Below are 19,260 nucleotides of genomic sequence, written 5' to 3' on the forward strand. Positions count from 1 at the left end.
CGACGTCATTGCTCATGAGCTCAACACCCGACCCCGAAAGTGTTTGAGCTTCCGAACACCGCTCGAGGCCCAGCACGACCTCACCACCCGAAAACCAGAGGTGTTGCCTTGACGATTTGAATCTAAGGACGCCCGGCGAAGTATCTCGTTTGCCCGTTTCGCTTCGGTCAACTCGGCGCGCAGTCGACGGTTTTCGGCCTCAAGGTCGACCGACTCCGTCGGCGTGGCTCTGCCGGAGTCCTTGTGCTTGCGCACCCAAACTCGCAGGGTCTCCTTGCTCAGGCCGAGTTCGTTCGCGACGCGGGTGATTGCCCCGCTCGCGGTCTCAGGATCGGCCTGGGCATGCATGACGAGCTCGACGGCACGAGCTTTGAGCTCATCGGTGTATTTCACTGGCATGAGAGAATCTCCTTCTTCCAATCTCCCTGCCTCTATTATCCCCGGAGCGATTCAAGACGAACGGCATGAACGTGAACCCGGTTTCGTTGTGCCAGGCCGTCATGGTCCAGCTGAACGACTGATGCTTCGTGGGCATGATCCACAGGGCGGCGACGATGACGAGCACACCGACGATGTGCCACCAGGCGGAGACGCCGGAGAGCAGATTGACCAGGTTGACGCCGAAGGTGTTGAGCAGACCATGCAAGGTGATGATGACGAGGAACAGGAGGAACGTGTTGAGGGCCGTGGGCACGACTCCGAAGGTCAGTGCCGCGAAGGCCATCATGGTTGTCGCCGCGCCGAAGTCGATGGCTGCAGTCACGGCCACCTCGCCGAGGAAGTTGAACCATCCCACGTACCAGGCCCAATGCCGCTTGTTGCGTTTAGCCAGGCGGCCGGCCCAGAAGTACAGCCCACCCGCCGTCGGGTACTTTGAACAGACTTCAGCCATGGCCAGTGCCACGCAGAGGACGAAGATGCCGACCAGCGGCCAGCCGATCGTGATCGCGGCCGGGCCGCCCGATCCGAGCGCAATGCTGTAGGAGGTGATGCAGCCGGCGAGGATCGAGATGATGGAGAAGGAGACCGCGAAGTTGCCGAAGCCCGACATGCCGCGCTTGAGCTCCTGCTTGTACCCGAGTTCGGCAAGACCGGCCTCGTCAGCGCTGAGTGCCGGGGCCGCAGCGTCGGGATCGCCTGTGCCATCGTGCGGCGTCGGCTCGGATGCCGGATCGTTGGGTGGAGAGGATTCATTGCTCATGGAGAACACCGTTCTTCTCGAAATGATTGCTTCCGCTGGCTGGCTGGCCGGCTCGGATCGTCGGGCCGAACCGGAACGGCCCCGCCTGAGGATCCGGATCGGTCGTCGCTGACCGATCGTCATCAACGGAATCCGGCCGTTGACCAGGCACAGATACCGCGTGCACGTCCGTCTGGAACGCGATTGTGGAATGGGTGCGGAAGTCACGAAAATAGTGCGTGATGCAGTTCACAACTCTGTTCTGACGTTGAGCTTGTCACCGTGCAAATGGTTTGTCAATAGGTATTTGTGCAGGCATCAGGGCGAGATCGTCGACAATTTTGGCCCAGCTATTGCGCGTAAATGGTTCGGTGGCATACCTTATTTGAGAGAGTCTTCCTGAACCGTCGCAAGCCGCTACTGCCGCACAGCACCACCCCCGCAACGATGCGTGACCACCGCAGGGATGCAGCCCGTCGCAAGGATGCGAACACATCGTCGAGTTGGGCTACCGAGAAGAGGAATCATGAACGTGACTTCATCAGATATGACCCTGGAGCAGCTGCAGGCAGACATCGCCGCCGGCCGTGTCGACACGGTGCTCGTCGCCGCCACGGACATACAGGGCCGACTCCAAGGCAAGAGGATCACGGGCCGCTTCTTCCTCGACGAAGTGTTGGACAGCGGCACCGAAGGCTGCAACTACATGATGGCCACCGACGTCGAGATGAACACCATCGACGGGTACGAACTCACCTCCTGGGAACGCGGCTACGGCGACCTCATGTTCGTCCCCGACTATTCGACCCTGCGCCGCATCCCCTGGCACCCGGCGACTGTGATGGTTCAATGCGATCTGGCCTTCGTCGACGGCTCACCGCTGAGCGTCTCCCCACGACAGGTCCTCAAGGCCCAACTGGAGCGACTCGAGAAACTGGGCTATAGCCCCATCGGTGCCACAGAACTCGAATTCGCCCTCTACAACACCGGCTACCGCGAGGCGATGGCAGGCGACTACCGCAACCTTCAAGCCGCCAGCACCTACAACATCGACTACTCCCTCTTCGGCACCGGCCAGGTCGAAGGCTATCTGCGCAGACTGCGCAACGAGATGGACGGCGCCGGACTCTACACCGAAAGCGCGAAGGGCGAATGCAACCTCGGTCAGCTTGAGGTCGGCTTCCACTACACCGACATGCTCGCCACCTGCGACAACCACGTCGTCTACAAGCTCGGTGCGAAGGAGATCGCAGACCAAGAGGGCAAGTCGGTGACCTTCATGGCCAAACCCAACGACCGCGAAGGCAGCTCCTGCCACATCCACATGAGCCTGTGCGACTCCGCAGGCACCCCGGTCTTCCCTACCGGCCACGGCACGCAGATGTCAGAGACGATGAAGCACTTCGTCGCCGGTGTCGTTGCCACCCAGCACGACTTCACCTACCTTTATGCCCCGAACATCAATTCCTACAAACGCTTCGCCGACGGCTCCTTCGCCCCCACCGCGGTGGGCTGGGGATGGGACAACCGAACCTGTGCCGTGCGCATCGTCGGTCACGGGCCGGCGCTGCGCTTCGAACAGCGCGTTCCCGGCGCAGACGCCAACCCCTACCTTGCGAGCGCAGCCCTCATCGCAGCCGGAATCCACGGAATCGAGAACGAACTCGAACTGCCCGAAGCCCTCGCCGGCAACGCCTACACCCAGGACGCGCCGAGCATTCCGCGCCGCCTCCACGACGCTGTCGCCGCCTTCGAATCCTCCGATATCGCCCGCCATGCCTTCGGCGACGAGGTCGTGAACCACTACACCCACGCCGGTGAAGTCGAGATGGCGGCTTTCGACGCCGCAGTCACCGATTGGGAGGTCCGGCGTGGCTTCGAGCGACTCTGACCCGACCCCGGTACGAGCGGACCTCGACCCGCCGACGCGCCGCCCGCTCATCGGACTGCCCACCTATTATGGCCGCGGCCAGTTCGGAGTCTGGGACCGGGACGCGGCGTTCCTGCCCAGCGTCTACGTCACCGCCGTGACCCGAGCCGGCGGCCGCGCCGTCCTCCTGCCCCCTGAAGGTCCCTGGGCTCTGAGCGAGGTGGCCGAACTCGACGGCCTCATCCTCACCGGCGGCGACGACGTCGACCCCGGACTCTACGAAGCGCGGGCCCACCCCCGCACCCAGGTTCCCAACGTGCGTCGCGATTCCTTCGAGACCACCCTGTACCGGCACGCCCGCACCGCGAACGTGCCGGTGTTCGCGATCTGCCGCGGCGCCCAGATCGTCAACACCGTCCACGGTGGAACCCTGCATCAGCACCTGCCCGACCTCGATGGCTACGGTGCCCACGAGGCTGAGAAGAAGGACGAATTCGCCGAGGTGGAGGTGGCGACGACACCTGATACCGCCGTGGCCGGCCTGATCGGAACCGAGGCCACGGTCAGGTGCCACCATCACCAGGCCATCGACGACCTCGGCGCTGGACTGATCGTGAGCGCACGCTCCGACGACGGCTGCATCGAGGCCCTCGAGACTCCAGACGGTTCGATGCTCGCGGTGCAATGGCACCCGGAGGAGACCCTTGAGGATCTGCGCCTGTTCACCGGCCTCGTCGAGGCTGCCGCCTGCCGCGTGAAGACAACGACGACCACGACACTGCAGACACCAACGGAGGCCCACCGATGACCGAAGTGATCAACCCTGCGACCGAGGCACTCATCACCTCAGTCGATGCCCACAGTGCCGAATCGACGAAGGACGCGATCGGCCGGGCGGCAGATGCCTTCGGCCGGTGGCGGGCAACGGACCCGGCCGAACGCGCGGAACTGCTGCGCGCCTTCGCCCGCGCCGTCGACGAGGATAGTGAGAACCTCGCCGCGCTCGAGGTCGCCGAGGCCGGACACACGATCTCCAACGCCCGGGGCGAGGCCGGAAACGTCCGCGACGTCCTCAACTACTTCGCCGGTGGAGTCGAGCGCCACCTCGGCGATCAGATTCCCGTGGCAGGGGGAGTGAACATCACGTTCAACGAACCGCTCGGGGTCGTCGGAATCATCGTGCCGTGGAACTTTCCCATGCCGATCGCCGGATGGGGTTTCGCACCCGCGCTCGCCGCGGGCAACACGGTGGTCCTCAAACCCGCCGAGCTGACCCCGCTGACGGCGATCCGCCTCGGCGAACTGGCTCTGCAGGCGGGGATTCCCGCCGATGTCTTCCACGTCATCCCCGGCAAGGGATCCGTCGTCGGCCAGACCTTCACCGAGGACCCACGGGTCGCGAAGATCGTGTTCACCGGATCCACCGCGGTGGGCGAGACGATCATGGCCGATGCGGCCAAGACGATGAAGCGGACGACGCTGGAGCTGGGCGGAAAGTCCGCGAACATCGTCTTCGGTGACGCGGACCTTGAGCTCGCCGCGGCCACCGCGCCCTATGGAGTCTTCGACAATGCCGGCCAGGACTGCTGCGCGCGCTCGCGCATCCTCGTCCACGACTCTGTCTTCGAGCGCTTCATGGAACTTCTCGAACCTGCGGTGTCCGGAGTTGTCGTCACCGACCCCAGCCTCGAGGAGGCAGAGATGGGCCCGCTCATCTCGCGCGGCCACCGCGAGAGCGTGGCCGGATTCCTCGAGGGCGTCGACATCGCGTTCACCGGCAGTGCCCCCAGTGGTGCTGGCTACTGGATGGCGCCGACTGTCGTGCTCCCGAAAACGCCGCGTGATCGCATCGTCACCGACGAGGTGTTCGGGCCCGTCGTGACCGTGCAGCGCTTCAGCGACGAAGCGGAGGCGATCACCATGGCCAACGACTCGCCCTACGGCCTGTCAGGATCGATCTGGACCCGCGACGTCGGCCGGGGACTGCGGGTTGCTCGCGGGGTCGACTCGGGGGCGTTGTCGCTGAACTCCCATTCCGCGGTGCGCTATTCGACCCCGTTCGGTGGGTTCAAACGCTCCGGCATCGGCCGCGAACTCGGCCCTCACGCGATGGACTCGTTCACGGAGACGAAGAACCTCTTCATCGCCACGGACTGACCGTAAGACAGGGCGCCGAAGCTTTGGCGCTCCGGCCGATTCGACTCTCACCACCACTGGGCAAAGGACAGAATATGAACGAGACAGCAGCCAGGGACTCCGCCCGAATCATCTGCCGGCGTCTCCCGGGGCGGACCGCCGTCGTCACCGGAGGGGCCAGCGGCATCGGTCTGGCAACCGCGAAGCGCCTCGCCTCTGAAGGGGCCAACGTCGTCATCGCCGACACCAACGCAGACTCTGGCGAAGCCGCTGCGAAGGCGGTGGGAGGCCTCTTCGTGTCCACCGACGTCACCGATGCGGACCAGGTGGAGAACCTGTTCCAAACGGCCTTCGACACCTTCGGCAGTGTGGATGTCGCCTTCAACAACGCGGGAGTCTCCCCGCCGGCGGACGCCTCGATCACGGAGACCGGTCTCGATGTGTGGCGCGCGGTCCAGGACATCAATCTGACCTCGGTGTACCTGTGCTCGAAGGCGGCTCTGAAGCAGATGCGCAGGCAGGGGCGCGGCTCAATCATCAACACTGCTTCGTTCGTGGCACTGATGGGATCGGCCAGCTCGCAGATCTCCTACACCGCGTCGAAGGGCGGGGTGCTGGCCATGTCGCGGGAACTCGGTGTGGAGTTCGCGAAGGAAGGCATCCGCGTCAACGCCCTGTGCCCCGGACCGGTGAACACCGAGCTGCTCCGAGAGCTGTTCGCCAATGACCCTGAGATGGCCGCCCGGCGTTTGGTGCATGTGCCGATGGGGCGCTTCGGTGAGCCTGACGAGATGGCTGCGGCTGTGGCCTTCCTGGCCAGCGATGATGCCTCGTTCGTCACCGCCCAGTCGTTCACCGTCGACGGGGGACTGACCAACGCCTACACGACTCCGCTATGAGATCGTGAACGCATGAGACGAAGTAGGGCAGGGGCGCCGACATGAGCGTGTCCGGTGGAGCTGACGAGCCACGGCGCAACGTGGCCAAGGCGCTGGGGGACAACGTATCGCAGACACCGCAAGCCCAGGTCACAGCGCTGCGGGCGATCGCTCCGGCACGCTCAGGCAACATCTTCGAGGAGACGATCGAGTGTCTGCTCCAGATCGTGCGACTCGGGATCATCCCGCCTGGACAGCGTTTCCCACCCGAACGTGAGCTCGCCGAACAGCTCGGCGTCTCCCGTGCGACCCTGCGCGAGGCGATCTCCGAGCTGCAGACCGCCGGCTGGGTCAACGTCCGCCGAGGTCGGGGCGGAGGAACGTTCGTCTCGCGAACTCCCGCAACCGGTGCAGTCCAAGGCGCAGCTTCCGGTGGTGGGTGGGGAAGTCCCGCGGCAGACGACGCCGGGTTCTCCGTCGTCGAAGTCGAGGACACCCTGACCTGGCGACGCGTCATCGAGATGGGCGTCGCCGAGGTGGCAGCCGGCCAGGATCTCACCGCTGCCCAACGCGGCCAGCTGGTGGCGGCGATGGAGACGAGCAGACAGTCGAGCATGGCCGAGTACAGGCGCCTGGACTCCCAACTGCACCTGACCTGGGCCCAGATGACAGGCTCACCGAGCCTGGTGCGTTCGATGGTCGAGAGCCGGACTCGGGCGAACAAGCTGCTTGAGCGGATCCCGATGATCGAGCCCAACCTGGCCCATTCCCATGAGCAGCATCAGCGGATCCACACCGCGATCCTCGTCGGTGACCCCCTCGGTGCGCGAACGGCGATGGCCGAGCACCTCGACGGCACCGCCTCGCTGCTCAGGGGCTTCCTCGCTGAGCCCTGAGAACGTGCGGCCTCAGCTCTTGTCTGCGGCTTCCTGCTGGGCGCGCTGGGCGATGCGACCGCCGGCGAGGACCATCTCGACCTGCCGAGGGGCGAGCGTGTGACGGAATTCGAAGGTTCGTCCGCCCACCTTCGCGCTCACTGTCTTCCCCTCAGCCAGCTCGTCGCGCAGGCCCCGGAACTCGAGGACATCACCTTGGGACAGATTCTCGTAGTCGCTCTCATCGCTGAACTCGAGCGCCAGAACGCCGAAGTTCGCGAGGTTCTGCCAGTGGATGCGGGCCAGCGACTTCGCGACGACGACCCGCAGCCCCAGGTAGCGGGGTGCGATCACGGCGTGCTCACGGGATGAACCTTGGCCGTAGTTCTCACCGCCGACGATCGCGTGTCCGCCCTCGTGTTCGACGGCTCGTGTGGCGTAGGTGTCGTCGACCTGGATGTAGACGAATTCGGAGATCTTGGGAATGTTGCTCCGGTAGGGCAGGACGCGAGAGCCGGCGGGCATGATCTCGTCGGTGGACACATTGTCGCCGACCTTGAGCATGATCTCGAGATCGATGTCGCCCGGCAGGGGATCGAACTCGGGCAGGGTCGAGATGTTCGAGCCCTTGACCAGCTCCACTTCGCGCGCCTCCTGAAGCGGCAGCGGCGGAACCAGCATCGACCGATTGGCTGAGAACTTCTCCGGCAGTTTGACCTGCGGGTAGTCGATGCCCAGGTCACGCGGGTCGGTGATCTTGCCCGTCAGCGCTGCGGCCACGGCGGTCTCCGGCGAGCACAGCCACACGGCGTCCTCGTCGGTGCCCGAACGCCCGGGGAAGTTCCGCGGCATGGTGCGCAGACTGTTGCGGCCCACGGCCGGTGCCTGTCCCATACCGATGCAGCCCATGCAGCCCGACTGGTGGATCCGGGCACCAGATGCCACCAGTGAGGTCAGCCAGCCGCCGCCGATGAGGTCGGCGAGGATCTCCCGCGATGTCGGGTTGACGTCGAGTGAGATCTGCTCGTGGATGTGCCGACCTTCAAGCGTCTCGGCGACGACGGCGAAGTCGCGCAGGCCAGGGTTCGCCGAGGAGCCGATGACGACCTGGAAGACATCCTCACCAGCGGCTTCGCGCACGGTGCGGACATTGCCCGGCGATGAGGGAGCGGCGATGAGTGGTTCGAGCTGGGAGAGGTCGATGGAGTCGTGGAGGTCGTACTGCGCGCCTGCGTCGGCTTCGATTCGGGTGAAGTCCTCGCCCCGGTCGCTGGCTTCGAGGAAGTCCCGGACCGCGTCGTCAGCGGGGAATACCGTGGCCGTGGCTCCGAGCTCGGCGCCCATGTTCGCGATCACGTGCCGGTCCATGGCGGTGAGGTTCTTGAGGCCTTCGCCGTGGTATTCGATGATCTTTCCGACCCCGCCCTTGACGCCGTGACGGCGCAGCATCTCGAGGATGACGTCCTTGGCCGAGACCCACGGCGGCAGCGTGCCGGTGAGCTCGACGCCCATGACCTGGGGTGCGCTGATGTAGAGGGGTTCGCCGACCATGGACATCGCGATTTCGAGACCGCCGACGCCGATGGCCAGCATTCCCAAGGCGCCGGCCGCGCAGGTGTGGGAGTCGGAGCCGATGAGGGTGGCACCCGGTTTGCCGAACCGCGACTGGTGGACCGGGTGGGAGACGCCGTTGCCTGCGGGGGAGAACCAGAGGCCGAATCGCTGCGCGGCAGAGCGCAGGAACATGTGGTCTTCCGGGTTCTTCTCATCGGTCTGCAGAAGGTTGTGATCGACGTACTGGACAGAGGTCTCCGTGCGGATCCGGTCGATGCCCAGCGCCTCGAGCTCGAGCATCACCAGCGTTCCCGTCGCGTCCTGAGTCAGCGTCTGATCGATGCGGACCCCGATCTCATTTCCGGGCTCAAGCGTCCCGGATTCCAGATGTGAGCCGATGAGCTTCTGAGCGACGTTCTCAGCCATTGTCACCCTCCTTAGGAAGTGGTCGAATTGCTGGTGGTGCACGCTCTCACGTGGTCTGTCCACGTTAGCTCTCGTGCAGGGAACTCACAAGAGCGGTGTGGTGCCTCTTCGCGCGCGGGGGCGCATACTGGGCTCATGCCGGAATTGCCCGAGGTCGACGCACTTGTTTCGTTCCTGCGCTCGAAAGTCGTCGGTGACTTCATCACCCGGACCGACGTCGGCGAACTGAGCATCCTCAAGTCGGCCGATCCGCCGTTGGAGGCGGTCAGCGGGTTGGAGATCAGCGGGCTCTCCCGGGTCGGCAAGGCCCTCATCGTCGAGTTCGACGGACTTGACCTGGTCTGCCGTTTCGCCCGCGCTGGCTGGCTGGTCTGGCATGAGGACGTACCCGCCGGTCCCGTCAAGATGGGCAAGGGGCCGCTGGGCCTGCGCATCCACCTGGCCTCCGGTGCCGGCTTCGACCTGAGCGAAGCGGGAACGAAGAAGAACGCTTCGGTGTCCCTCGTCAGCGACCGCACCGAGGTGCCCGCCATCGGCAACGCCGGACCCGATGCGCTGACCATCGAGGAGGACCAGTTCGCGGCGGCACTCGCTGACTCGACCTCACGGATCAAGACCGTGCTCGAGGATCAGGAGCTCATCGCCGGCATCGGCAATGCCTACTCCGACGAGATCCTCCATGCGGCCAAGCTCTCCCCCTTCGCCCCGGCCAGCGGTGTCGATGCTCCTGCACTGCTGGAGACGATGCGCAAGGTCCTCGGCCAGGCCCGAGACTCCCTCATCGATCTGCCCCCGGCGAAGGTCAAGGCGGCGAAGAAACGCGGACTGCAGGTCCACGGCCGGGCTGGCGAGAACTGCCTGGTGTGCGGTTCGACCATCGCGGAGGTCTCCTATGCTGACAAGTCCCTGCAGTACTGCCCCGGTTGCCAGACAGGTGAGAAGAAGCTGAGCGACCGCAGAATGGACAGGCTGCTCAAATAGTCGGGTGCTCGAAGAGCTGACCTCACCGATGCTCGAAATTTTCCTGCCGGGCTCGTCGTTGCACCAGGCAGGCGAGCACGTGCCAACCACCGCGTGAACCGCCGTCCGAAATTCTCAGGCCGCCCAGACACAGGAGCATCATGACGCAGCAGGTACACATCCCCGGCACCGACCTGACCATCTTCCCCATCAACCTGGGCACGAACACCTTCGGCTGGACCGCTGACGAAGCCAGATCTCATGCCGTTCTCGACGCCTTCGTCGCCGCAGGAGGCAACTTCCTCGACACCGCCGAGTCCTACCCGGCGTGGGTGCCGGGCAACACCGGCCATGAGTCCGAGACCATCATCGGCACGTGGCTCGCCGCCCGCGACATCCGCGACCAGGTCGTCATCGCCACGAAGGTCGGCGACCATCCCGACCACACGACGCAGGATCCCGAATATATCCGCACCGCCATCGACGCTTCCCTCGAACGTCTCCAGACCGATCACGTCGACGTCTACTACGCCCACCGTGATGATGAGGTGACCCCCATCGCCGAGGTGGCCCGAGTCTTCGACGAGATCGTGAGCGCCGGTAAGGCCCGGTACGTCGCCGTGTCCAACTATTCGAATGACAGGCTCGCCGAATGGCTGGCCGTGGCCAAGCGGGAGAACCTCGCCGAGCCCGTGGCGATCCAGCCCCAGTACAGTCTCGTCAGCCGCCGCGACTACGAGGTCGAGCTTCAGCCGTTGGCGCAGGAGCACCACCTCGGCGTCTTCACCTACTTCAGCCTGGCTGCCGGATTCCTCACCGGCAAATATCGCACCGAGGCCGATCTGGAGGGCGCGAGCCGAGGCGGCATGGTCAAGGGGTACTTCAACGCCGAGGGCCTCAAGGTCGTCGATGAGCTGGTCGCGGTCGCCGAAGCCCACGACGCGGCACCGGCCACGGTCGCGCTCGCCTGGCTGCTGGCCAAGGGCGTGAGCGCCCCGATCGTCTCGGCGCGCGCGCCGGAACAACTCGATGCCCTCATGGCGGCCCCGGATCTCGAACTCAGTCCCGAGGAAATCGTGCGCCTCGATCAGGCTTCGGAGCCCTTCGCCTGAACAGAAGCGGTCCCGGCCGGTGCCGCCAGACGGTTGTCCCGGCCGACCGACGATGATCCGACCCTGCCGACCAGGAGTGTGTCAGGCGACGATCTCGTCCCGCGGTTCGACGGAATGGGCGATCGCGGCACCGATGACTGTGCCGATGGCGATGGAGAAGAACGTCGCGCCCGCCGCGAGCAGACTGCCCGCAACCCCGCTGCCCTCGCCGAACTCGAGCTGCGAGGCGTTGAGCAGGCCGAACGAACCGGGTGCGACGACGAGGAATGCCGGAACGAAGCTGATGCGCCAGATCGGTCCACGCGGCAGGCGGGAGAGGATGACGGCCACGAGTGAGGCGGTCAGCGCCCCGGCGAGACCGCCCGCTGCCGCCCCGAACTCGGCTCCGACGCCCAGCTGCGCCAGTGCGGCCGCTGCGATTGTGAGAACGATCGGCACGGTGTGTTCGAGTGGGGTGTAGAGGTAGATGATGAGGCCGATGGTGGCGGCAAGGACGCCGAGGGCGGAGAGCTGCCAGGTCGAATCGGCGAGCTGAGAGTTCCGCAGGGCCTGAGCTCCGGTGCCGGTGATCGCTGCCGCACCGGCGACTCCCGCGATGAACATCGCCAGCTGCACTGTGGCCGAGACGAGCCGTGAACTGCCAGCCGAGAGTGCTCCGGCTGAGATCTCTGTCAGACCGGTGACCACGGCACTGCCCGGCAGAAGCAGCGCGAGAGTTGCGATGATCGTGCGCAGGGGACTCTCCAGCCAGTCGAGTCGGTAGCCGATGAGCACGATGACGGAGACGATGAATGCCGAACTCACCGGCAGCAACGGATTGAGATTGGGCCAGCGGCCGTTGAGAGCGAGGATGCCGGCGACGATGAGTGAGCCGAAAGCTGCGAAGGCCAGATTGACCAGTCCGGGTTCGAGCAGCAGGCACAGCCCGATGCCGATGGGGACGGCGCCGAGTCGGGAGAGCCAACCGGGCCAGCGCGGCGGTGCAGCGTGGACCTTGGATTCGATCATCCGTGTGGCTGCGTTGACCGTAAGCCTGCGGGCGCGCAGGGCGTCAACGATGTCGAGCAGCTTCGCCGTCTGATCGAATCGCAGGTCAGGGCCGATGCGTTCGAACTTTGTGGAATCTCCGGAACCGGAGGTGAGGAACAGGCCACGGGGAAGAGCAGCGACACGGAGTCTGCTGATGCCCAGGGTGCGTGCGAGACCAGACAGAGCGTCCTCGACGTCGACGGAGGAGATCCCGCTCGCGAGGAGCCCGGCCCCGATGGTGACCAGCAGCTGCTGCGTGGCCACAGGTGAATCGGTGTCCTCGTTCACTCACACACCCTCTCGCTCGCAGGCCGGCCGACAAAATCGAAGACTACCAGCCCTCAACTGCTACCTGACGGCGGCCCAGCAACCTGGCGCCAGGTAGCTGGGCCGCCGTCAGGTAGCAGTTGGGTAAGTCAGGGGGCGGTGATTCCCTCGAGTGGGGAACCGACGAGGGCGGCGGCTGCGCGCTCGGCGATCATGATCGTCGGGGCGTTGGTGTTGCCGGTGGGTATCTGCGGCATGATCGAGGCGTCGGCGATGCGCAGACCTTCCAACCCGTGGACCTTGAACGTGGACGGGTCGACGACGGATGTCTCGTCCTGTCCCATCCGGCACGTGCCGACCTGGTGGTGGTAGGTCACGACCGAGCCGCGCACATAGTCTTCGAGCTCGTCGTCGCTCACCTCGGGACCGGGAAAGATCTCGGTGGGCTGCCAGTGGGACAACGCCTTCGCGCGTCCGATCTCACGGCACTGCCTGACCGAGGCCACGAGGGCGTCGACATCGACCTGTTCGGACAGGACGTTCGGGTTGACCAGGCTCGGGTCCTGCGGGTTCGGTCCACTCAGCGTGACCTCGCCGCGACTGGCCGGTCGGACGAGACCGCCCTGCAGGGTGAAGCCGTTGTCCGGTCCCGACTGCACATTCGGTGCGGAATCCTGGGCATACATCGGTACCGAGAAGAACAGGGGCTGGGTGTCGGGCACCGGAAGGTCCGGATCGGATTTCGCAAACAGATGCACCTCGGCGGGGGCGACCTCACCCATCGGCACCGGCTGGGATTCGGTGGTGAAGATGACCGGGGACAGCCAGTGATCCTGCAGGTTCTTGCCCACGCCGGGCAGGTTGTGGACGGGCTCGATGTCGACCTCGCACAGCTCGTCGGCGGGGCCGATCCCGCTGCGCATGAGCAGTTCCGGTGAAGCCAGTGCCCCAGATGTGAGGATGATTTCGTGGGCCGACAGTGTCCCCACCCGTCCGCGGAAGTCGACCTCGACGCCCGTGACCTGCTTGTCATCGATGAGGAGACGTCGAGCATGTGTCGAGGTCAGGATCGTGAGATTCCCATCGCCGAGGCGGGGCTTGAGGTATGCCCGCCACGTGTTCAGCCGTTTGCCGTCGCGGACGTTGAGTTGGATCCGGGAGATGCCTTCGACGCTGCCGGAGTTGTAGTCCGGGTTGTAGGTCAGGCCGGTCTGCTCACCGGCTGTGACCATGTCTTCCTGGATGGGGTTGCGCTCGTAGCCGATGCGCACATCCATGGGGCCGTCGGTGCCGCGGCTGTCCGTGATCTCACCGTCATAGGTCTCGATGGCTTTGAACACGGGCAGAACCTCGTCCCAGGACCAGCCGGGGCAGCCTGATTGAACCCACTGCTCGTAGTCCCAGGCGTCGCCACGGACCCAGATGACGGCGTTGAGGGCATTGGAGCCGCCCAGGACTTTGCCGCGCGGCAGGTGGATCTTCCGATTCATCGCACCCGGCTGCGGGGTCGTGTAATAGTCCCAGTCCTGGGCCGAATGCCACAGCAGACCCAAGGTGTTCAGGTGGTCGATGTTCGGGTTCGTCTCGTCCCCACCGGCCTCGATGAGGCACACTTTCTTGCCTGCGTCGATGAGCCGGCGAGCGATGACGCACCCGGAGGATCCGGCTCCGACGACCACATAGTCGAAGTGTTCGGTGGGAAGTTCGGTGGCATTCATGACGCCAGACTAGTGACCTGCCTCACTGTGCGGTAATGGGGCGGGGTGGGACTCTGCGCGCAGACGCAAGCCGAGTCCTCAACCGTGCACGCAGGGTCAATTGGGTGCCTGTGGGCATCGGGAGTGCTCCGCCCTCTCAACCTGCGACGTCGACGATTTCGACTTCCTGCGGCGAGCCCGTGCGTCGACGAAGCTGAGAACCAGGACCACTAGGCAGAAGCCTGTGATCGTCGCAGCGGCAACTCCCACCGCTGTACCCAGCGTGCTGGCCGTGGCGAGTGCGCCCATGCCGATCGCAGTGGCGGCCTGCAGGATATAGGCGACCAGGTAGAGCAGGGACAGCGTCGAGCCACGGTGGCGCACCGGCGCAGCTTGGTTGATCACACCCAGCCCGCCTGTGAACGTGAACGAGTAGGCCACCCCGCCCACGATGCACCAGGCAAGAAAGAGTCCGATCGAGCCGAACGCCGCTGCTGCGGCCATGAGAGCCAGGCTGACGATCGTCAGGAGTGTTCCGACCAGCAGTGAAACGTGCGGTCGGAGACGGGAGAGGAACAGGCCGGTGACGCCGATGGTCGCCGAAGAGCATCCCAGCAGCAGTCCTGCCAGTGCTGCGTCGGAGGTGCCGGCGAACTGACCGATTATGTGTGCCCCCAGCGAGAGGAAGATCGCTCCTGCACAGTAGGCCAGTGCCACGGACAGGGTCGCGATCGAGAAGCTTAAGCGCAGTTCGGGAAGAAGCCGCGGAGCTTGAGGTCGCCATCTGTGTGTGTGGGTGGGGCGGTCGTGAGGGGTCAGGGCAAGTGTGATCATGGCGATGACGGTCAGCGCCAGCAGGAGAATGTAGCTCCAGAACAGGGGCATGGGTGCGAAGCGAGCCAACACGCCGCTGAGGACGAGGGCCAGGGTGAGCCCGGCGGCGGTCGACACGGTCGCCAGAGAACTGGCGAGTCTGGAATTGCCCGTCGTGTTGTTTTCGACCAATGACGCCGTCGCGGCGCCCATCGCCAGCCCCGAACCCGCGCCCTGGAGCACGCGGCCCAGAAACAGGAACCCGACGTTCGGGGCGATGGCGAAGACGATGGCAGACGACGCGATCAGAGCCACGCCCCAGATCATCACGAGGCGTCGCCCGAACTGATCGGAGAGATTGCCGAACAGCGGGAGAACGACGATCAGCGCGAGCTGGTAGGACGCGAACACCAGAGTCACGACCGCCGAGCTCAGTTCCCACTTCTGAGCGTAGATCGGGTAGAGAACACTCGGCGCCCCACTTGACCACAGCACAAGCGCCAGCACCGAGGCAGAGGTCCAGAACGCTCCGGTCCTGCCTAATCTGCGCAGCGAGGGCATCAGCGCTTGGAGCCGAGGCGCGAGCACAGAGTTCGTCCGTGCGTCTCGAGGGAAAGGGCCGTCATGCGAGTGCTCCTGATCAGACTGGGCGGTTGCGTTCTGCTACCAGTTGTATCAGTACTTCGGCGAGAGCCTGTCTTCGCTGCCGAGGCGTCTCATTCCTCGCAGCAGTCTCCGTGCCCTCCCGACGCCGGTGCCGGGACATCGAGGACGGGGGAGCGGTCGAAGAATCCTTCCGGCCGCAGCTTGAATCCGACCGTGTCCACAGGCATGATCGGCCAGTCCTCGACCCTGGGGAAGTGCGTGAGACCGAAGCTGTGCCACAGGACGATGTCCTCACCGTCGACGTTGCGATCGGCGGCAGTCCACGCCGGCAGACCCGCATGCCCGGGGTGCTGGTTCGGGAAATCACCGGTCGGGTAGCGCTCGTCCTGGTGATACTGCGAGACCCACAGTGCCTTCGAGGCGAACGCCGCCCGACGGTGGATCGAGGAGTCCTCTGCCGCGAGCAGAGTCGGCAGTCCCGTTGGATGGAGCTTGTATCCGACGGGTTCGCCGAGGCGGTTGAGAGACTCCGGGTTCGACACCACCCAGGTCCTGGCCACCGACTGGTCCGCATCCCGCTGAGCCTGCTGCTCAGTGCCGAGAATGGTGCGCTTGCGGCTGAAGGCGTTGCCGCGCGGGTTGGTCTCCGAGGTCGGCAGGCGCACGACGTCCTCTTCCTCGACGCGGCACTTGCCGCCGTCGAGTGCGAAGTCGAGGCGTGCCCCGAAGAGATGCTGATGGAACGGTGCGCCCAGGCCGGGAGCGATCTGCGAGGCGAAGTCACTCGAGCCGTTCGGCAGCGCCGAGGTGAAGACGACACCGGTCGCCTTCGCCTCGAACTCGATCGTGCCGTCGAGGTAGAGGTACCAGTAGAAGCCGTAGTCGTAGTTGCCGACGGTGGTGAAGAAGGAGATCACGAAACGACGATTGCGCCGTGTATAGGCCACATCCGACCACAGATCCGAATGCTTGGCCAGGATCGAGGCGTCCTCTTCGTGCATGCAGATGCCGTTCTTGATCTGCCGCGCTTCGCCGAGGTTGTTCGCCACCCACGGCGACAGGTAGGTGATGTCACCGAGGCAGTCACACCCCAGTTCCAGCGAGTTCGCCCATTGCCCGACGAGGTATTCGCCGGTGTCGAAGTAGTTCTGCCAGGACCGCACGGGTGAAGGGTCGCCGTAGGGCACGACCATCTCCGCGATCGCCGCCCGGTCGAGGATCGTGCGGGTGGCCCCGCCCTCGGTGAAGGCGATGTTGTGCAGGATGAGGCCCTCACGCATGTCGAAGCCGACGTCGAGCGACCACTTCTCCCATTCGATGTGATTGCCCTCGGACACGGTGAAGCTCGGACCTTCCGGCTGGGTGATCTCGATCGACTTCTGCGTGGTGCGCACCGGACCGGTCAGTTGAGGATCGGTGTAGTTGCCGTGCTCAGACGGCACCGGGATGTCTTCGAGGTCGAGGATCTGATCGACGGTTCTGTTCGTGACATCGACATAGGCGACGAGGCCGTCGATCGGGTGTGCCCAGGCGGAATCACTCTCGTGCTGCTGGTGGAAGGCAAGCCCGCGCAGGATGCGCCGCCCCGACTCCTCCGGGTACTCGAAGACACCAGCCGACAGCGGTGCGACACGAACCTGTTCGACGGGCAGACCGCGACGAGCAAGGATCTCCTGCCATGTGGGATCGGCAGCCAGAACCTCCTCGACGAGCTCGAACTCCTCTTCCATGACAGGGAACTCGCCCTGCGTGGTGGAGTCCACCTCAGCGACGGAATCGAGTCTCGAATGGGTCGCGGAGACGATGATGTCGAGGGCTGTGCCAGCGGATTTGTTGAGGACGAAGGCACGGAAACGACGATCCGCCTCGGCGGCATGCTGGGCCTGGCCACGGACGGGATCGAGCAGTCCGACGTAGGTCATGCGCGCCTCGGCGGGAAAGTGGCCGGCCTCGCGCAGCACCGTGGTGACGGTCGAGATCTCTGCCTCGGTGGGCAGTGTGAATGGGGTGGGGGTGCTCGGGGTGGAGGGGTCGGCAGAAGCAGAATGGCAGGACATGTGTGCACCTTTGCAGCGTTGTATATGTGTTCTGACTCACGCAATAATCTACACTTGTAGAAATTAAAGTCAAGAGTGGCCGTTGAGGCGAACCGGAGGATGCATGCCCAAGATCGTCGACCACGATCAGCGCCGTCGCGAGCTCGTCGAAGCGACCCTGCGCATCGTTGTCCGGCAGGGGCTGGCCGGGGCGACGATGCGTGATATCGCTGCCGAAGCCGGATACGCCAATGGTGCGATCAAGTCCTACTTCGCCTCAAAATCGGACCTGCTCGCCGCCACATACCTCTTCGTCTACGAGGCTACGAACCGTCGTGTCGAACTCTCCACAGTGGGCTTGCGCGGCATTGCGGCATTGCGTGCCTTCGCTCGCGAGGTCCTTCCCGTCACGCCCGAGCTCCACGACGAAGCCCGCGTCGTTCTGTCCTTCCTTGCTGAGGTGGCGCAGAGCCCCGACCATGCTCGTATCACCCGGGACACCGTGGCCCTGTGGCGGAGGTGGATCCTCGGATGGCTTCGTCAGGCCGATGACGCTGGAGAATTGGCCGCCGAGGTGGTCCTGGAGCCCGCCGCCGATGTTCTTCTCACGTATCTGCTCGGTGCTCAGACCACCGCGATCATCGGTGGCGAATCGTTCGACTTCGCCGGTTTCCGCGGCCAGCTCGACTATGTGATCGACCGCATGTCGGCCGAGCAGTCGGACGAAAATGACCATTCGGTCGGTAAATCCGCAAACACCCGTGACTCCCTGACTGGTTGAGGATAGAGTGAGCGCCAAGCGATCGCCGACACAGAGGTCGACGATCGGTTGCTTCTGAGAAGGACGAAGATGTTACTTGAGAGCACAGCCTCAGACTTCGACGGGTGGCAAGCGCTCGTCTCGGACTCATTCGTGCCGCTGGACACCGAACCCCAGCGCCGCGGCGGCTTCCGGGGAGCGATCAGCGCCCGCGACTACGATTCCGTCGTCATGTCCCATATCAGCGCCAACCCTCACGCGGTGCTGCGAACACCGAATCTCATCGCCCGCGACGCGAAGGCCCATGGCTCGGCCCTGAGCCCGAGCAGCTACTACAAGGTCTCACTCCAGCTCAAAGGGCACGGGCTGCTCATCCAAGACGGTCGAGAAGTGTCACTGGCACCCGGATCTTTGGCGATCTATGACACCTCTCGCCCCTATACCCTGAGCTTCGACTGCGACTTCTCGTCCTACGTCATGATGTTTCCGCAGTCGCGAGTCAATCTGCCCACCGGCACCGTCGGCCAGCTCACTGCCACCTCGATCGGCGCCGAGCATCAGCTCGGAGCCGTGGCCACCCAGATCATCACTCAGGCCGGGGCCATGCTGCCCACACTGAGCCGGTCGGTCGGGATCAGGTTGGCGGGCAATGTCGTCGACCTGCTCACCACCGTCATGGCCGATGAGCTCGCGGAGACTGCGGAGGCACCGGGGAGAGGCAACGCCTCTGGTCGGAGGTGACCCGGTTCATCGATGCCAATCTCGCCGACCCACAGCTCTCACCCTCGACGATCGCCGCCGCACACTTCGTGTCGGTACGTGCCCTGCACCAGGTATTCGAAGGCAGCGGTGAAACGGTCTCCGGCGAGATTCGTCGGCGCCGGATCGATCGCTGCCGCCAAGACCTCGCTGATGCCCAGCAGTCTCAGGTGCCGGTCGCCGCGATCGGAGCCCGGTGGGGCCTGAGCGATCCTGCCCACTTCTCCCGACTCTTCCGCAGCGTCGTGGGATCGCCCCCGGCCGCATTCCGTCGCGGCTCGCTGAGCTGACTGCACCGAAAG

Annotated in this window: 17 protein-coding genes; 10 read left to right on the top strand and 7 right to left on the bottom strand. The window is 64.8% G+C overall.

From position 1 onward, the window contains the following. Positions 1 to 12: 12 nt before the first annotated feature. Together BANT918_RS05120 and BANT918_RS05125 are read right to left on the bottom strand one after the other, a co-directional pair. Positions 13 to 399 (bottom strand): transposase, encoded by a 387-nt coding sequence (locus BANT918_RS05120; RefSeq protein WP_101619252.1) that lies wholly within the window; start codon positions 397 to 399, stop codon positions 13 to 15. Beyond that, positions 377 to 1,201 carry an amino acid permease gene (locus BANT918_RS05125; RefSeq protein ID WP_233430361.1) on the bottom strand — a complete coding sequence of 275 codons (825 nt, stop codon included), beginning with the start codon at positions 1,199 to 1,201 and terminating at the stop codon, positions 377 to 379. The genes BANT918_RS05120 and BANT918_RS05125 overlap by 23 nt, the downstream gene beginning before the upstream one ends. Before the next feature lie 505 nt (positions 1,202 to 1,706). Between BANT918_RS05125 and BANT918_RS05130 the strand changes: the two genes are divergently transcribed. From BANT918_RS05130 to BANT918_RS05150, 5 genes are all read left to right on the top strand, one after another. Beyond that, positions 1,707 to 3,071, top strand: a complete 1,365-nt coding sequence (locus BANT918_RS05130) for a glutamine synthetase family protein (protein ID WP_101619253.1) — start codon at positions 1,707 to 1,709, stop codon at positions 3,069 to 3,071. After that, complete coding sequence (locus BANT918_RS05135; RefSeq protein ID WP_101619254.1) at positions 3,052 to 3,858, top strand: gamma-glutamyl-gamma-aminobutyrate hydrolase family protein; 807 nt, start codon at positions 3,052 to 3,054, stop codon at positions 3,856 to 3,858. The genes BANT918_RS05130 and BANT918_RS05135 overlap by 20 nt, the downstream gene beginning before the upstream one ends. Then, positions 3,855 to 5,207, top strand: a complete 1,353-nt coding sequence (locus tag BANT918_RS05140) for an aldehyde dehydrogenase family protein (protein WP_101619255.1) — start codon at positions 3,855 to 3,857, stop codon at positions 5,205 to 5,207. The genes BANT918_RS05135 and BANT918_RS05140 overlap by 4 nt, the downstream gene beginning before the upstream one ends. Positions 5,208 to 5,281: 74 nt before the next feature. Next, complete coding sequence (locus tag BANT918_RS05145) at positions 5,282 to 6,085, top strand: 3-oxoacyl-ACP reductase (RefSeq protein WP_101619256.1); 804 nt, start codon at positions 5,282 to 5,284, stop codon at positions 6,083 to 6,085. Between the two features lie 41 nt (positions 6,086 to 6,126). After that, on the top strand, positions 6,127 to 6,960 hold the full coding sequence (locus BANT918_RS05150) for a FadR/GntR family transcriptional regulator (RefSeq protein WP_101619257.1): 834 nt from the start codon (positions 6,127 to 6,129) through the stop codon (positions 6,958 to 6,960). 12 nt (positions 6,961 to 6,972) lie between these two features. Here the strand turns inward: BANT918_RS05150 and BANT918_RS05155 are convergent, their stop codons facing one another. Further along, on the bottom strand, positions 6,973 to 8,919 hold the full coding sequence (locus tag BANT918_RS05155) for an aconitate hydratase (protein ID WP_101619258.1): 1,947 nt from the start codon (positions 8,917 to 8,919) through the stop codon (positions 6,973 to 6,975). A gap of 135 nt (positions 8,920 to 9,054) precedes the next feature. On the opposite strand from BANT918_RS05155, the gene BANT918_RS05160 reads away from it, so the two are divergent. Together BANT918_RS05160 and BANT918_RS05165 are read left to right on the top strand one after the other, a co-directional pair. Continuing rightward, positions 9,055 to 9,900 carry a DNA-formamidopyrimidine glycosylase family protein gene (locus tag BANT918_RS05160; RefSeq protein WP_101619259.1) on the top strand — a complete coding sequence of 282 codons (846 nt, stop codon included), beginning with the start codon at positions 9,055 to 9,057 and terminating at the stop codon, positions 9,898 to 9,900. A 140-nt stretch (positions 9,901 to 10,040) separates the two neighbouring features. Next, positions 10,041 to 10,991: an aldo/keto reductase gene (locus tag BANT918_RS05165; protein WP_101619260.1), complete on the top strand. Its 951-nt coding sequence runs from the start codon at positions 10,041 to 10,043 to the stop codon at positions 10,989 to 10,991. Positions 10,992 to 11,072: 81 nt separating this feature from the next. Here the strand turns inward: BANT918_RS05165 and BANT918_RS05170 are convergent, their stop codons facing one another. The 4 genes from BANT918_RS05170 to BANT918_RS05185 all read right to left on the bottom strand — a co-directional run bounded on the left by BANT918_RS05170 (position 11,073) and on the right by BANT918_RS05185 (position 17,460). Beyond that, positions 11,073 to 12,308 carry a threonine/serine ThrE exporter family protein gene (locus BANT918_RS05170; protein ID WP_101619261.1) on the bottom strand — a complete coding sequence of 412 codons (1,236 nt, stop codon included), beginning with the start codon at positions 12,306 to 12,308 and terminating at the stop codon, positions 11,073 to 11,075. A 128-nt stretch (positions 12,309 to 12,436) separates the two neighbouring features. Continuing rightward, positions 12,437 to 14,005 carry a GMC family oxidoreductase gene (locus tag BANT918_RS05175; protein ID WP_101619262.1) on the bottom strand — a complete coding sequence of 523 codons (1,569 nt, stop codon included), beginning with the start codon at positions 14,003 to 14,005 and terminating at the stop codon, positions 12,437 to 12,439. Positions 14,006 to 14,101: 96 nt separating this feature from the next. Further along, positions 14,102 to 15,385: an MFS transporter gene (locus tag BANT918_RS05180; RefSeq protein ID WP_233430362.1), complete on the bottom strand. Its 1,284-nt coding sequence runs from the start codon at positions 15,383 to 15,385 to the stop codon at positions 14,102 to 14,104. 128 nt (positions 15,386 to 15,513) lie between these two features. Then, positions 15,514 to 17,460: a primary-amine oxidase gene (locus tag BANT918_RS05185; protein ID WP_101619263.1), complete on the bottom strand. Its 1,947-nt coding sequence runs from the start codon at positions 17,458 to 17,460 to the stop codon at positions 15,514 to 15,516. Between the two features lie 103 nt (positions 17,461 to 17,563). Here BANT918_RS05185 and BANT918_RS05190 point away from each other — a divergent pair, with 103 nt between their 5' ends. From BANT918_RS05190 to BANT918_RS17690, 3 genes are all read left to right on the top strand, one after another. Then, complete coding sequence (locus tag BANT918_RS05190; RefSeq protein ID WP_101619264.1) at positions 17,564 to 18,220, top strand: TetR/AcrR family transcriptional regulator; 657 nt, start codon at positions 17,564 to 17,566, stop codon at positions 18,218 to 18,220. 69 nt (positions 18,221 to 18,289) lie between these two features. Continuing rightward, entirely contained in the window at positions 18,290 to 18,940 is a 651-nt protein-coding gene (locus tag BANT918_RS05195; protein WP_233430363.1) for a cupin domain-containing protein, read from the top strand. Continuing rightward, complete coding sequence (locus tag BANT918_RS17690) at positions 18,937 to 19,248, top strand: helix-turn-helix domain-containing protein (RefSeq protein WP_233430364.1); 312 nt, start codon at positions 18,937 to 18,939, stop codon at positions 19,246 to 19,248. The genes BANT918_RS05195 and BANT918_RS17690 overlap by 4 nt, the downstream gene beginning before the upstream one ends. Positions 19,249 to 19,260: the final 12 nt, after the last annotated feature.

The sequence above is a fragment of the Brevibacterium antiquum CNRZ 918 genome (assembly GCF_900169145.1).
Classification (GTDB): Bacteria; Actinomycetota; Actinomycetes; order Actinomycetales; family Brevibacteriaceae; genus Brevibacterium; species Brevibacterium koreense.

Bases quoted from the DNA above. Each gene is read 5' to 3' on its own strand.
- BANT918_RS05120 (WP_101619252.1), bottom strand. From the start codon at position 399: ATGCCAGTGAAATACACCGATGAGCTCAAAGCTCGTGCCGTCGAGCTC.
- BANT918_RS05125 (WP_233430361.1), bottom strand. From the start codon at position 1,201: ATGAGCAATGAATCCTCTCCACCCAACGATCCGGCATCCGAGCCGACG.
- BANT918_RS05130 (WP_101619253.1), top strand. From the start codon at position 1,707: ATGAACGTGACTTCATCAGATATGACCCTGGAGCAGCTGCAGGCAGAC.
- BANT918_RS05140 (WP_101619255.1), top strand. From the start codon at position 3,855: ATGACCGAAGTGATCAACCCTGCGACCGAGGCACTCATCACCTCAGTC.
- BANT918_RS05145 (WP_101619256.1), top strand. From the start codon at position 5,282: ATGAACGAGACAGCAGCCAGGGACTCCGCCCGAATCATCTGCCGGCGT.
- BANT918_RS05150 (WP_101619257.1), top strand. From the start codon at position 6,127: ATGAGCGTGTCCGGTGGAGCTGACGAGCCACGGCGCAACGTGGCCAAG.
- BANT918_RS05155 (WP_101619258.1), bottom strand. From the start codon at position 8,919: ATGGCTGAGAACGTCGCTCAGAAGCTCATCGGCTCACATCTGGAATCC.
- BANT918_RS05160 (WP_101619259.1), top strand. From the start codon at position 9,055: ATGCCGGAATTGCCCGAGGTCGACGCACTTGTTTCGTTCCTGCGCTCG.
- BANT918_RS05165 (WP_101619260.1), top strand. From the start codon at position 10,041: ATGACGCAGCAGGTACACATCCCCGGCACCGACCTGACCATCTTCCCC.
- BANT918_RS05175 (WP_101619262.1), bottom strand. From the start codon at position 14,005: ATGAATGCCACCGAACTTCCCACCGAACACTTCGACTATGTGGTCGTC.
- BANT918_RS05185 (WP_101619263.1), bottom strand. From the start codon at position 17,460: ATGTCCTGCCATTCTGCTTCTGCCGACCCCTCCACCCCGAGCACCCCC.
- BANT918_RS05190 (WP_101619264.1), top strand. From the start codon at position 17,564: ATGCCCAAGATCGTCGACCACGATCAGCGCCGTCGCGAGCTCGTCGAA.
- BANT918_RS05195 (WP_233430363.1), top strand. From the start codon at position 18,290: ATGTTACTTGAGAGCACAGCCTCAGACTTCGACGGGTGGCAAGCGCTC.